Source organism: Brevundimonas sp. (assembly GCF_016742135.1).
Taxonomy (GTDB): Bacteria; Pseudomonadota; Alphaproteobacteria; order Caulobacterales; family Caulobacteraceae; genus Brevundimonas.
In genome coordinates this window covers 356,126-368,794 of sequence record NZ_JACVCG010000003.1, presented here as the reverse complement: position 1 = coordinate 368,794, position 12,669 = coordinate 356,126, and the positions used below count along the sequence as shown (strand labels likewise).

The 12,669-nt window shown below is 67.3% G+C and carries 13 protein-coding genes; 8 read left to right on the top strand and 5 right to left on the bottom strand.

Annotated elements, in window-relative coordinates:
* Positions 1 to 46 precede the first annotated feature (46 nt).
* The 3 genes from phaR to IBJ06_RS08650 are packed head-to-tail and all read left to right on the top strand — an operon-like array spanning position 47 to position 1,254.
* Positions 47 to 718, top strand: coding sequence for a polyhydroxyalkanoate synthesis repressor PhaR (gene phaR / locus IBJ06_RS08660; RefSeq protein WP_292159252.1), 672 nt, complete (start codon positions 47 to 49; stop codon positions 716 to 718).
* Positions 715 to 1,101 (top strand): hypothetical protein, encoded by a 387-nt coding sequence (locus tag IBJ06_RS08655; RefSeq protein ID WP_292159250.1) that lies wholly within the window; start codon positions 715 to 717, stop codon positions 1,099 to 1,101. Before phaR ends, IBJ06_RS08655 begins: the two co-directional genes overlap by 4 nt.
* Positions 1,102 to 1,128: 27 nt before the next feature.
* Positions 1,129 to 1,254, top strand: coding sequence for a hypothetical protein (locus IBJ06_RS08650; protein WP_292159248.1), 126 nt, complete (start codon positions 1,129 to 1,131; stop codon positions 1,252 to 1,254).
* Here IBJ06_RS08650 and IBJ06_RS08645 read toward each other — a convergent pair whose 3' ends face one another.
* Positions 1,255 to 1,680 (bottom strand): hypothetical protein, encoded by a 426-nt coding sequence (locus IBJ06_RS08645; protein ID WP_292159246.1) that lies wholly within the window; start codon positions 1,678 to 1,680, stop codon positions 1,255 to 1,257.
* 114 nt (positions 1,681 to 1,794) lie between these two features.
* Entirely contained in the window at positions 1,795 to 2,523 is a 729-nt protein-coding gene (locus tag IBJ06_RS08640; RefSeq protein ID WP_292159244.1) for a glycosyltransferase family 2 protein, read from the bottom strand.
* Positions 2,524 to 2,624: 101 nt separating this feature from the next.
* On the opposite strand from IBJ06_RS08640, the gene IBJ06_RS08635 reads away from it, so the two are divergent.
* From IBJ06_RS08635 to IBJ06_RS08625, 3 genes are read left to right on the top strand one after another with little or no spacing between them, the layout of a single operon-like run.
* Positions 2,625 to 4,304 (top strand): glycosyltransferase family 39 protein, encoded by a 1,680-nt coding sequence (locus IBJ06_RS08635; protein ID WP_292159242.1) that lies wholly within the window; start codon positions 2,625 to 2,627, stop codon positions 4,302 to 4,304.
* Positions 4,301 to 5,212 (top strand): hydroxymethylglutaryl-CoA lyase, encoded by a 912-nt coding sequence (locus IBJ06_RS08630; protein ID WP_292159240.1) that lies wholly within the window; start codon positions 4,301 to 4,303, stop codon positions 5,210 to 5,212. The genes IBJ06_RS08635 and IBJ06_RS08630 overlap by 4 nt, the downstream gene beginning before the upstream one ends.
* Positions 5,209 to 5,655 (top strand): hypothetical protein, encoded by a 447-nt coding sequence (locus IBJ06_RS08625; protein ID WP_292159238.1) that lies wholly within the window; start codon positions 5,209 to 5,211, stop codon positions 5,653 to 5,655. Before IBJ06_RS08630 ends, IBJ06_RS08625 begins: the two co-directional genes overlap by 4 nt.
* A 4-nt stretch (positions 5,656 to 5,659) precedes the next feature.
* Here the strand turns inward: IBJ06_RS08625 and IBJ06_RS08620 are convergent, their stop codons facing one another.
* Together IBJ06_RS08620 and putA are read right to left on the bottom strand one after the other, a co-directional pair.
* Positions 5,660 to 6,553 (bottom strand): hypothetical protein, encoded by an 894-nt coding sequence (locus tag IBJ06_RS08620; RefSeq protein WP_292159235.1) that lies wholly within the window; start codon positions 6,551 to 6,553, stop codon positions 5,660 to 5,662.
* Positions 6,554 to 6,557: 4 nt separating this feature from the next.
* On the bottom strand, positions 6,558 to 9,716 hold the full coding sequence (putA, locus tag IBJ06_RS08615; RefSeq protein WP_292159233.1) for a bifunctional proline dehydrogenase/L-glutamate gamma-semialdehyde dehydrogenase PutA: 3,159 nt from the start codon (positions 9,714 to 9,716) through the stop codon (positions 6,558 to 6,560).
* Positions 9,717 to 9,864: 148 nt separating this feature from the next.
* On the opposite strand from putA, the gene IBJ06_RS08610 reads away from it, so the two are divergent.
* A complete protein-coding gene (locus tag IBJ06_RS08610) occupies positions 9,865 to 10,953 on the top strand; it encodes a glycosyltransferase family 1 protein (protein WP_292159231.1) in 1,089 nt (362 codons plus the stop codon).
* A 165-nt stretch (positions 10,954 to 11,118) separates the two neighbouring features.
* Entirely contained in the window at positions 11,119 to 11,577 is a 459-nt protein-coding gene (locus IBJ06_RS08605; RefSeq protein ID WP_292159229.1) for a class I SAM-dependent methyltransferase, read from the top strand.
* Positions 11,578 to 11,590: 13 nt separating this feature from the next.
* Here IBJ06_RS08605 and IBJ06_RS08600 read toward each other — a convergent pair whose 3' ends face one another.
* Positions 11,591 to 12,643 carry a substrate-binding domain-containing protein gene (locus IBJ06_RS08600; RefSeq protein WP_292159227.1) on the bottom strand — a complete coding sequence of 351 codons (1,053 nt, stop codon included), beginning with the start codon at positions 12,641 to 12,643 and terminating at the stop codon, positions 11,591 to 11,593.
* Between the last annotated feature and the right edge of the window lie 26 nt (positions 12,644 to 12,669).

Genomic DNA, 12,669 nt, shown 5'->3' with positions numbered 1-12,669 from the left:
CCGGACCGGGCGATAGTGGCTCCGGTTTCATGACAAGGACATCAGCGTGACGGATGCCAGGCCCGGTGGCGACACGGTCGTCATCAAGAAATATGCGAACCGGCGGCTCTACAATACCGCCACCTCCTCCTATGTGACGCTCGACGATCTGGCCGCCATGGTGCGCGAGGGGATCGACTTCGTCGTCTATGACGCCAAGACCAATGATGATCTGACCCGGACCATCCTGACCCAGATCATCTTTGAGGAAGAAAGCCGCGGCGAGGCCTTGTTGCCCGTGCAATTCCTGCGGCGGCTGATCGGTTTTTACGGCGGCCAGATGCAGGGTGTGCTGCCCAGCTATCTGGAAATGTCGCTGGATTCCTTCTCGAAGCAGCAGGAACAGTTCAGGGCCCAGTTGAACCGGGCGTTCGGCACGGGGGCGGGGGCGGGCCTTATGGAGGATGCCGTCCGCCAGAACATGCTGATGTTCCAGAAGGCCATGACCCTGTTCCCGGGCTTCAACAGCTTTGCGCGCGCCGGAACGACCGACGGGACCCCCGAGGCGTCCGAGCCTGCACCCCGGGCGACAGCGTCGGAGACCGCCCCGGGCAGCGACGCGGCACTGGACGAGATGCGCCGCCAGATGGACGAGATGCGCGCCCAGATCGACCGTCTGGCCCAGGGTGCGGGTCAGGGCGCCGGTCAGGGCGGCAAGGGCGGATCGGATCCGGCATGACCGGGCGCATCCCGCCCGTCGGTCCCACTCCGCCTGTCGCGGCCGTCGGGCAGGACCGGCGCGAGGGCCGGCGTCGCGGGGACGAACGTCGACAGGCGGATCGCCGGGCCGAAGGGCGCGCCCTGGTGCTCGGGGAAAGCCCTGCCGGGACCCCGGACGAAACTGCCGATCCCGCGGCAGCCCCTGCCGCTTCCCTGCCCCTGCCGCCGCTCGGGACGGGAACGTTTGAGGCCCAGATGCTGGGCCAGACCGGGGCCAGAAAAGGCCTGAGAGGCGGCCCACCGGTTCTGGAAGCCGCACGTTCAGCCTATCTGGGCAATGAATATTCCGGGTCGAACGACCGCCGCCCACCTCCGGGCAAGACGGGCAAGACCGAGGTCTGACGACCGGCCAGCGCTGCGGCATGACCCTTGCTGGAGGCGGGACCCCTGTCCCGTCCCGGAGCCCGGATCATGTCTCTGCCCAGTCTGTTTTCCTTCGCCGCCCGCACCGTCGACGTGCTGGTCGTGGCCCTGGTGTTCAGCGTGTTCGGCTGATCACGCGCCGCTGAAATCCAGATCCTTGCGGGCCGCGATGATCGTCACGATGAAGCCGGCCAGCACATCCAGCATGACCATTATGGTGATCAGGAAGAAGGTCGAGGTGGCAAAGCTGGGGATCAGCAGGAACTGCACCAGGCAGACCACGAACAGGATCATCGACAGGGCGTGATTGATGATCGCCACCTTCTGGCTGGAGGTCGATTTCAGCAGCTCGAAGAACAGGAAGATCAGGCCGAGAAAGAGGACCATGTCCCCCACGCCGACGCTCCAGCGCACGCCGGAGGCCATGGGCAGGGAAAAGACCGCCTGTCTAAGCGCGGGATCGGCGCCCAGCGTCGGATCACCCCCCATAAGGCCCGTCAGAACGACGACATTATAGAGCAGCCACGGCACGACCAGCAGCGGTACAGCAATCCACATGGCCTATCCCCTCATGCTCCGGCGCGGATCTCTGATCCAACTCTGACGCCGGTTAACCTTTACGGCAAGTCTAACCCTGTTCCGTCGGCTGCGCCATCACGCGCGGGCCGGGCGTCAGGCTTCGGTGATCTGGCCCGGGTTCCGGGCCCGCGATTTCAACCACATGACGCCCAGAAGGTCGGAGAGGCTGGCCATCAGCCTCTCCCAGTTGGTGTATTTTGACCGTCCGGAATCGCGCGCCCGGTGTGCGATGGGCAGATAGCGGTTCTGGTAGCCCTCGCGGATCATCAGGGCCGGCAGATAGCGGTGGATGTGATCGAAATAGGGAAGCCGCAGAAAGGCGTCGCGCCGGAACGCCTTCAGCCCACAGCCGGTATCGTCGGCGTCGTCACCCAGCAGGCGCTTGCGGATGCGGTTGGCCCAGCGCGACGCCCACAGCTTGGCGCCGGTGTCCTGACGCCGCTGGCGGACGCCGCCGACCAGGGCCACCTCGGGCGGGGCGGCCAGCAGGGCATCGACCAGTTTCGGCGCCTCGGACGGGGGGTTCTGGCCATCGCCGTCCAGGGTCACCACCACCTCTCCGCGCGCCGCGAGAATGCCCGTGCGCACGGCGCGGCTCTGGCCCGCATTGGCCCCGTGCGACAGGACGCGGAGCGCCGGAAAGCGCGTCTTGAGGTCCTCCAGGATAGCCAGCGTCTGATCGCGACTGGCGTCATTGACCAGCACCATCTCGTACGCCCGGCCGGAAAAGGCCTCGGCGATCTCGGTGACGAGGGCTTCGACCGCCCCCGCCTCGTCATGCACGGGAACCACTACGGAAATGCGGGGAAGCGCGGCTGTCATGGCCGTTGTCTAGCCCGTTTCGCGACCAAGGGGGAGGCCACGCGCTCACGGTCGCGCGAGACGGCTGACGCGATCCGAAACCGCGTGATAGAAGCGGCACCATGACCGGTTTCGATCTTGCTCATCGACTGCGCGGCTGGCGCGGCCTGGCTTTCGCGGCGCTCGTGGCATTAGTCGCGGGCCTGCCCAGCCTGATGCTGCTGCCGCCGCTGGATCGCGACGAGAGCCGTTACGCCCAAGCCACCTCGCAGATGCTCGAGACCGGCGACTATGTCGACATCCGCTTCCAGGACGAGCCGCGCTGGAAGAAGCCGATCGGTATCTACTGGATGCAGGCCGTCGCAGTGGCCGCAACCGGCAGTCTCGAGGCGCGCAACATCGTGCCCTATCGCCTGCCGTCCCTGTTGGGGGCCATGATCGCCGCCATCGCCTGTGCCTGGGTCGGGTCGGCCGTGTTCGGCACTCGCACAGGCGTGCTGGCCGGTGCGATCATGGGGGCCTGTTTCCTGCTGTCGACCGAGGCCGGAATCGCCAAGACCGACGCCGTGCTGGCGGCCTGTGTGACCGCCGCCATGGCCGCCCTGATGCGCATCTACCTGGCCGTTCGCGCCAATGACCCGCCCAACCGGGGCCACAAGCTGATCTTCTGGGCGGCGCTGGGCCTGTCGATTCTGGTCAAGGGGCCGATCGGCCTGATCGTCATCGTGCCCGCCATCCTCGCGCTGTCGCTCTGGGACCGGGACATTCGCTGGCTGCGGCCGCTGGGCTGGGGCTGGGGGCTGGCGCTGGTGGCGCTGATCGTCGGACCGTGGGCGCTGGCCATCACGGTCGCGACCGACGGGGCCTTCTGGCGCGAAGCCATCGCCGGCGATCTGGCGCCCAAGGTGGCGGGCGGCCACGAAAGCCACGGCGCGCCTCCGGGTCTTTACCTGTTGCTGCTGCCGTTGCTGTTCTTCCCGGCGACCCTGCTGCTGCCGGCCTCCGTGTCGACGGCCTGGCAGCGGCGCGCCGAACCGGCCGTCCGTTTCCTGATCTGCTGGCTGGTGCCGGCCTGGCTGATCTTCGAGCTGACCCCGACCAAGCTGGCCCACTATACCCTGCCGACATTCGGGGCGCTGGCCCTGTTGGCGGCGGTCGCGATGACGCGCCCCATCGGTCGGCTGTCCCGACGTCTCGGGGCGGTGCTCGGCCTGATTGCCGCCGGTCTGATCGTGGCCATCACCGTCTATGGCGTATCGAACTATGCCACCTCGACGGCCCAGACCTGGGCGGCCATCACCATGGTCACGGCCGTGGCGGCGGCGGCCATCGGCGGCTTCCTGCTGCTGAACAAGGCGCCCGTCGCGGGACTGGTCGCGGCGCTGGCGCTCGGCATCGTCAGCCATGCCGCCCTGTCCGGCACCATCCGTCAGCTGCGCCCCCTGGCCATCGCGCCCCAGCTGACCCGGGTGCTGGAGGAGGCCAATCTGCACCCGCGTCAGGGGCTGACCACCAGCCCGGTGGCCATCACCACCTTCCATGAACCCAGCTTCGTCTTCCTGACCGGGCGGGCGACCCAGCTGACCGATGCCGAGGGCGCGGCCCGGGCCCTGGCCGAGGGACGCCCGGCCATCGTCGAGGCGCGCGACGCAGAGGCCTTTGCCCAGGCCGCGGCCCGACGGGGCGTGACCGGGCGGGCCGTGGGCCAGGTGACGGGCTATAATTACTCGACCGGGGACGAGGTGGATCTGACCGTCTATGCCCCGCCCGGCCGCGAGGTCATTCCCGGACCGGCCCGATGAGCCGCCCCATCCAGATCGTCGAGGTCGGCCCCCGTGACGGCCTGCAGAACGAGAAGACCGTGCTTGAGCCCGCCGTGCGGGCCGAGCTGACCCGACGGCTGGAGACCGCCGGAGCCCGCCGGATCGAGGCGGTCAGCTTCGTCCACCCGAAATATGTGCCGCAGATGGCCGGGGCCGAGGAAGTCATGTCCGCCCTGGCCCCCGAGCCGGGCCGCAGCCGCATCGGTCTGGTGCTGAACGGGCGGGGCTATGACCGGGCCATCACCACGGCGGTCGATGAGGTCAATATATCGGTCGCCGCCACCGACGGGTTCGGCCTGAAGAATCAGGGGCTGGACCGGGCCGGGCAGCGCGCCATGGTCGAGGCCATCGTCGCCCGCCGCCACAATGCCGAACCGGGGGATGCGGCCCCCTCGCTGTCGGTGACCCTGTCGTGCGTCTGGGGCTGTCCCTTCGACGGCGAGGTCAGTGTCGATCAGGTCGCCGACATGGTCGGGGCCTATGCCGCCCTCGGCATCCGCGAGATCGCCCTGGCCGACACCATAGGCGCCGGCGACCCCTGGGCCGTGACGAAGAAGGTCGAGGCAGCGCGCAAGGCCGCGCCCGAGGCGACCCTGCGCCTGCATTTCCATGACACGCGCAACACGGGCCTGGCCAATGCCCATGCGGGGATCGAAGCCGGGGTCGACTTTCTTGATGCCTCGGTCGGCGGCATCGGGGGCTGTCCGTTCGCGCCCGGCGCCACCGGCAATATCGCCACCGAGGATCTGGTCTATATGCTGGAGCGCGCCGGGTTCGACACCGGCTATGACCTCGACGCCCTGATCGAAACCGCCCGCTGGATCGGGGAAAAGATCGGCCGCCCCGCCCCCAGCGCCCTCAGCCGCGCGGGGGGATGGCCGGGGTGAGGTTTGACACCCCGTCAGCACGGGCAGAGATTGCCGCCATGGGTGTTCAGGAAACCATTGCTGTCTGGACGGATCGCGAGCCGACGCTCGACGAGGAACTGACCGCGCTGGGAGAGGAGCCGGTCGAGATGGCCAATCTGCCGCCGGAATGGACGGGCGTTCTGGCCGTCATCTTCATCTCGACGGCCATGGGGCAGCACGGACCGCGCGTGAAGCTCTACCTCAAGCCGGGGCGCGGTCAGCCCAGTGCCTCCATTTCCATCAGTCCGAACCCGCGCGTGCTGGCCTCCAGCCTCGATGAGCGCGACCTCAGCCGACTGGCCCCGAAGGCCCTGGAATGGGTGGCACTGAACCACGAGGCCCTGACCACCTTCTGGTTCGAGGGCGAAAGCTGGATGGACGACCGGGTGACGGCGTTCAAACAGGGGCTGAAGCGGGTTTAGGGGGCTACGTCTTGAAAGCGCCGAGGGAGACCGCGCCCGTTTGCCACGAACGCGTCAGGAACCGGTTCTCCGAGATCATGCAAACGTCGAAGGGCCGACGGAGAACACGACTGCGCCCGATGACCTCGAATGTCTTCGGATCGAGCTGGAGGACGTCACGGCTGAAGGGTCGTGCAACGGCCAGGACGCTGCCCCAATCATAGTTTCCTATGAACTGTGCCGCATTGGGGGGCTTGGGCGGCTGCAGCACGGCAGAGGTCTGGATAAGGCCCCGCGTCGCGTCGACCAGACACATGGCGTCATAGTTCCTGGCGGCAAAAGTGGTGTCCGAAAGCCGCTTGAGGTTCCCGACACCGCCATGCCCCGGCAGCTGGATCTCGTCCAGCTTCTGACCCGTGTGCGTGTCGAGCGTCACAAGTGTGCTGCTACGGGCAACGGCGACGAGAACGACACCCACAGCGGGCATCGCCAGACACTCGGTCGGTCCCTGATAGCCGAAGTCGTAGTCACCTTCGAAGAACCAGTTGAGCTTGTGTCGGGTCACCGTTTGGGCCGGTCCGTCGACGATGATCAGATCCGTGTGATTCCGCTTGCCCTTCACGAGAAGCGGAAGGGGCTCGATCCACAAGGCGCTGTCGCCATCGAATCGCCAGTCGCCGTCCGCCGTCCAAAGACGGCTGAGCTCAACGTCTGGTTCGGCACACGCCCGGATAGATATGCCGCTGCTATCCACAACGCGCATCAGTCCTTCGCCGTGCTGCCAGACGCGCACCGATCCGCCGCCCGGGACGGAAATCCAGCGCTGTCGCCGCGCCTTCGTGTCCCACAGCCAGATCCCGGCGCCTTTCCCGAATCCCGTGCTGTCGAAGACCGTAGCAGTGGCAGGGTCGAGGAACATTGCCCTACAAATTCATCAGCGCCGGGTCGCCGCCCTGGGCGGCGATGTTGTTCGAGATGGCCTTTTCGGCGGCATAGCGGATCAGGCTGTTGGGGCCGCCGGCCTTGGGACCGGTTCCCGACAGGCCCTCGCCGCCGAACGGCTGGACGCCGACCACCGCGCCGGTCATCGAGCGGTTGATATAGACATTGCCGGCGGGGACCAGACGGATCACCTGATCGGCGAAGGCCTCGATGCGGCTGTGGACGCCCAGCGTCAGGCCATAGCCGCGCCCGGCCAGCCTTTCGGTGACCGACTTCAGCTCGTTCGGGCCATAGCGATAGATGTGCAGGATCGGGCCGAAGACCTCCTTCTCGAGGAAGTCGGGCGTCGGAATCTCGGCGATCACCGGGGCGAACAGATCGCCGCGCGCGGCCTCTTCCGGCAGATTGCCCCTGGCGAGGATTTTGCCCTCCTTTTCCAGCCGGGCAACGTGATCCTCAAGGATTTTGCGGCTTTCGGCGTCGATCACGGGGCCGACGTCGGTCGACGGATCGGCCGGGTCGCCGATGACCATGGCATCCAGCGCGCCCTTCAGCCCGTCGATCAGCACCTGGGCGCCGTCCTTCGGGACATAGAGGATCCGCAGGGCCGAGCAGCGCTGGCCGGCCGAGCCGAAGGCCGAGACCAGCACATCATCGATCACCTGCTCGCGCAGGGCGGTGGTGTCGACGAACATGGCATTCAGCCCGCCGGTTTCGGCGATAAAGGGCAGGATCGGGCCGGGGCGGGCGGCGATGGCCTTGTTGATCGCCCAGGCGGTTTCGGTGCCGCCGGTAAAGGCCACGCCGTCGATGCCCGGATGGGAGACCAGTTTCGCCCCCACCGTCTCGCCCCGACCCGGCAGCAGGGCCAGAAGGTTCGGGTCCAGCCCACAGCGGTGATAGAGGCGCACGGCCTCGGCGGCGATCAGGGGGGTCTGTTCGGCGGGCTTGGCCACCACGGCATTGCCGGCAGCCAGCGCCGCTGCAACCTGGCCGGTGAAGATGGCGAGCGGGAAGTTCCACGGACTGATACAGGCAAAGACGCCCCGGCCGTGCAGGACCAGCTTGTTGGTTTCGCCCGCCGGGCCGGTCAGGGCTTCCGGCCCGCCGAAGTCGCGCTCGGCCAGCATGGCGTAATAGCGACAGAAGTCGGCGGCCTCGCGCACCTCGGCCACGCCGTCGTTCAGCGTCTTGCCCGCCTCACGGCTCAGCAGGGCGACCAGACGGTCCAGGTCAGCCTCGAGGCCGTCGGCCATGGCGCGCAGCACATGGGCCCGGGCATGGCCGCCCTTGCGGTCCCAGGCAATCTGGGCGCGACCGGCGTTGGCGATAGCGGTGTCGATGTCCTCGGGCGAGGCCTCGGACACATGGCCCAGAATGTCGTCGCGCCGATAGGGGTTAGTTACGTCTTCGGGATTGATCCCGGCCTGCATCCGGCCATTGATGATCGGCCCGGAGGTCAGCTTTTCGCGGTCGACCAGCTCCAGCGCCTGGAGGTGGGCGTCGCGGTCTTCCTGGCGGGAATAGTCGCGTCCGGACGAGTTCAGGCGGTCACCGTACATGTCTCTGGGCACCGGGATCTTGGGGTGGCGGTCGGGCTGGGCCTCGACCAGGGAAATGGGATCGGTCGCAACGGTCGCGGCGGGCACACGCTCGTCCATCAACACATGGACGAAGGAGGAGTTGGCCCCGTTCTCGAGCAGACGCCGGACCAGATAGGGCAGCAGTTCCTCGTGGCCGCCCACGGGGGCATAGGCCCGGACCACCGGACGATCCGCCTTCCAGGCGGCTTCGGCGGCGTCGTACAGGGCTTCGCCCATGCCATGCAGGCGCTGGAACTCGACCCTGACGTCGGCGCGCCTGGCCATGCGATGCACGGCCGTCAGCGACACGGCATTGTGGGTGGCGAACTGGCCGTACAGATGCGGGGCCGCATCGATGATGGCCTGGGCGCAGACCAGATAGTTGAGGTCGGTCGCAGCCTTGGTCGTATAGACCGGGTAGTCGGGGCGTCCCATGACCTGGGCGCGCTTGATCTCGGTATCCCAATAGGCACCCTTGACCAGACGCACCATCAGGCGACGGCCCGAGGTCCGGGCCAGTTCGGCCACACGACCCACCACCTCGGGCGCCCGCTTCTGATAGGCCTGTACCGCCAGACCCAGCCCCTTCCAGGTGCCCAGATCGGGATCGTGCGCCAACCGGTCGAGCAGCTTCAGGGAAATAACCAGCCGATCCGCTTCCTCGGCGTCCATGCAGAAGTTGAGGTCGTATTCGGCGGCGATCAGGGCCAACCGCTTGACCCGGGGATACAGCTCCTCCCAGACGCGGGCGCTCTGCACCGCCTCATAACGGGGCGACAGGGCCGACAGCTTGACGGATACGCCGTGGCCGGTCTGGGGCCCCTTCGACTCCGGACGCTGGGCGCGGCCCTTGCCGACCGCGTGGATGGCGTCGGCATAGATTTTCTCATAGCGTTCGGCATCGGTCGTGGTGCGCGCGCCTTCGCCCAGCATGTCGAAGCTGCACAGCCACTTCTCGCGATTGGCGCGCTTGAGGGCACCGCCGATCGTGCGCCCGACGACGAACTGCTCGCCCATCATGCGGACGGCGGCGGCGACCGCCTGACGGATGACCGGTTCGCCGATCCGGCCCGCCACCCGCCGGAGGAAGCCGGGCAGGTCGCGACGCGCATCCTCATCGACCTCGACCAGCTTGCCCGTCAGCATCAGCCCCCAGGTCGAGGCGTTCACGAACAGGCTGTCGGACTGGCCCATATGGCTGGCCCAGTCGGCCGATCCGATCTTTTCCGCGATCAGCCGGTCGCGCGTATCCTCATCGGGGGTGCGCAGCAGGGCCTCTGCCAGACACATAAGGGCCAGACCCTCGCGCGTGCCCAGCGAGAACTCCTGCAGGAAGCTTTCGACCACGCCCTCCAGACGGTGATCGCGGCGGGCGGATTCGACCAGGGCGACGGCCTCGTCGACCACCGTCGAGCGCTCGTCCGTCGATAGCGGCACCCGGCCCAGAAGGTCGCGTACGGCGGTCGTCTCATCGACGTATTTGGCAGAGTCCAGCGCGTCCCAATTCTGGGACAGGAGGCTTTCGTCAAACGGGGAAAGGGGATCGCTCGCGGCCATCCGGCCCCCTTAGCGACTTCTTTCGGGAAACGGGAGAGGCGTAATGAAGTCTTTGCGGCCACCCCGGGCCACGATCCCGGCTCGCCTTCGACAACGCTTCGGGGTAAGTCTCGGTCCCTCACGGATATAAAGGCTGCAGCGGCCCTCCATGCGCATCATTCTGGCCACCGACGCCTGGGAGCCCCAGGTCAATGGCGTCGTCCGAACCCTGACCCGAACCGTGGCGGAATGCCGCGGCATGGGCCACGAGGTCGAGGTCATCGAACCCAGCCAGTTCAAGACCATTCCCTGCCCCACCTACCCCGAGATCCGGCTGGCGCTGGGCGCCGAGGAGGAAATCCGCGAGCGGCTGCGGGCGTTCGAGCCGGACGCGGTTCATATCGCCACCGAAGGGCCGATCGGCATCGCCACGCGGCGCATCTGCGTGGAGTGGAAACTGCCCTTCACCACCAGCTATCACACGAAATTCCCGGAATACATCTCGGCCCGTTTCCCCGTCCCGGTACAGGTCGGCTATGCCTATATGAAATGGTTCCACAAGCCGTCCGGCCGGCTGATGGTGGCGACCCCGACCCTGCGCGACGAACTGGTCGAGCACGGGTTCCGCAACGTCTCGCCCTGGTCGCGGGGCGTGGACACCGAACTGTTCAACCCCGATCTGCCGCGTATCTATGACGAACTGGGCGGCAAGGACTGGCCCCGTCCCTTCTGGCTGAATGTCGGCCGGGTGGCGGTCGAAAAGAACATCGAGACCTTCCTCGAACAGGACCTGCCCGGCACCAAGATCGTGGTCGGCGACGGCCCTGCGCGGGCCGAATTGGAACAGAAATACCCGGAGGCCAAATTCCTCGGGGCCCGCTTCGGCGAGGAACTCGCGCGGTGCTTCCGCGACGCCGATGTGTTCGTCTTCCCCAGCTGGACCGACACCTTCGGGCTGGTGATCCTGGAGGCCATGGCGACCGGCACGCCCGTGGCCGCCTTCCCCGCACATGGCCCGATCGACATCATCCCGGGATCGGGGGCCGGGGCCATCGATGACGATCTCAGGAAGGCCTGCATGGCCTGCCTCGATCTCGATCGGGCCGAGGTCCGCGCCTATGCAGAAAAGTTCAGCTGGCGGGCCTCGGCCGAACAGTTCGTCGAGAACCTCGAACCCTATCCCGAACCGGAGCGGGGCCGGTTCTGGCGTCGCCTGCGCCGCATAACCCGGCTGCGCCGCCGGTCGCAGGCCGCCTGACGGTATGCCCCGGGATAATGCCGCGCGGTTCTCGGCTGTGTATGAGCAGCGACTCTGGGGCTCACCGGAATCCGCTTCGGGCCCGGATCCGAACGCACCGCCCCGACGGTCCGCCACGCCCTCAACGTCCTGGACGCGGTGATCCGCGCGCACGACATCCGCTCCATGGCCGACATTCCCTGTGGCGATTTCAACTGGATGCCGGAGCTGCTGGCCGACCACCCGGGCCTGGTCTATGTGGGCTATGACGTTGTCCCGGCGCTGATCCACGACAACCGCCTGCGCCATCCCACGCACGACTTTCAGCCGCTGGACATCACAAAGGACGCCCCGGCGCGCGCCGATCTGGTTTTCAGCAAGGACATGCTGAACCACCTCGACGAAGCCGATGTCTGGGCCGCGCTGGCGAACATGGTCGCTTCGGGGGCCGACTGGCTGCTGGTCACCACGAATCGCGGCTTCGACAATGTCGATCTGGAGCCGACCCAGCCTCACGCCTCGCGGCATCTGAACCTCGAGGCCCCGCCCTACAGCCTGCCGGAGCCGGTGTCGGGCGATCACTATCTGCTGCTGTACCGGATGGCGGACGTCGCGCGGCGGCTGGCCGAACGCGCGACGTCCTGATCGGTCGGGCGCCCTATTCGGCGGGACGGGCCATCGGCGTGTGGGCGCGAGCGATCTTGCGCTGGGCAGCCAGCTCGGCTTCGGGCAGCGGCACCAGACCCCGGTCCTGCAGATACCCGCCGGGGCCAGACGCCGCGTCCGAGACGAATTCGGCGATGAACTGGTCCAGACCCGGCGTCACGCCGATATGGGCCTTCTTGACATAGATATACATCGACCGGCTGATCGGATACGCGCCCGATGAAATGGTCTCGAGCGTCGGATAGACGCCGTTGACGCTGGCCGCCTTCACCGATTCCGAATTCTGTTCGAGGAAGGAATAGCCGAAGACGCCGACCGAACCGGGCGTACGCGTCAGGGTCTGGACGATGGCGTTGTCATTCTCGCCCGCGTCAACCCAGACCTGGTCCTCGCGCAGGGTATGGGCGCGGGTATCGAACGCGCCCTTGTCGCTCTCCGACAGGGCCGCCAGCGTCGGATTGGCCATGGCCGCCGGCGTCATGCCCAGCTCCAGCCAGGAATCGCGCGTGCCCGAGGTGGGCGGCGGGCCATAGACCAGGATCCGGGTCGACGGCAGGCCCGGGCGGACCTGGTCCCAGCGGGTGTGGGGGTTGGCAATGAAGCCGTCACCGCCCGGCACATCCTTGGCCAGGGCCAGATACAGATCCGCGCCCTCGAAGGCGAAATCGGCCCCGGTACGTGCCGTGGCGATCACAAGGCCGTCAAAGCCGATCTTGATCTCGATGATCTCGGTGACGCCATTGGCGGCGCACATGTCGTACTCGGACGCCTTCATCTGGCGCGAGGCATTGGCGATGTCCGGCGTATGCGCACCGGTCCCCCGACAGAAGGCCTGAATGCCCCCGCCGGTGCCCAGGGCTTCCACCCGGGGCATGGCCCCGCCGGTATTGCGCGCGAAATTCTCGGCGACCCGGGTCGTGAAGGGGAAGACCGTCGAGGACCCGGCGGCCCAGATGCCGTCGCGGGTGGACGAGCCCCCCTGATCGCCGCAGGCGGCAAGGGCCAGCGCCGACAGGGCGGCGACGGCCAGAAAGCTGAGACGCATGAAACAACCTCGTATGCGGATGACAG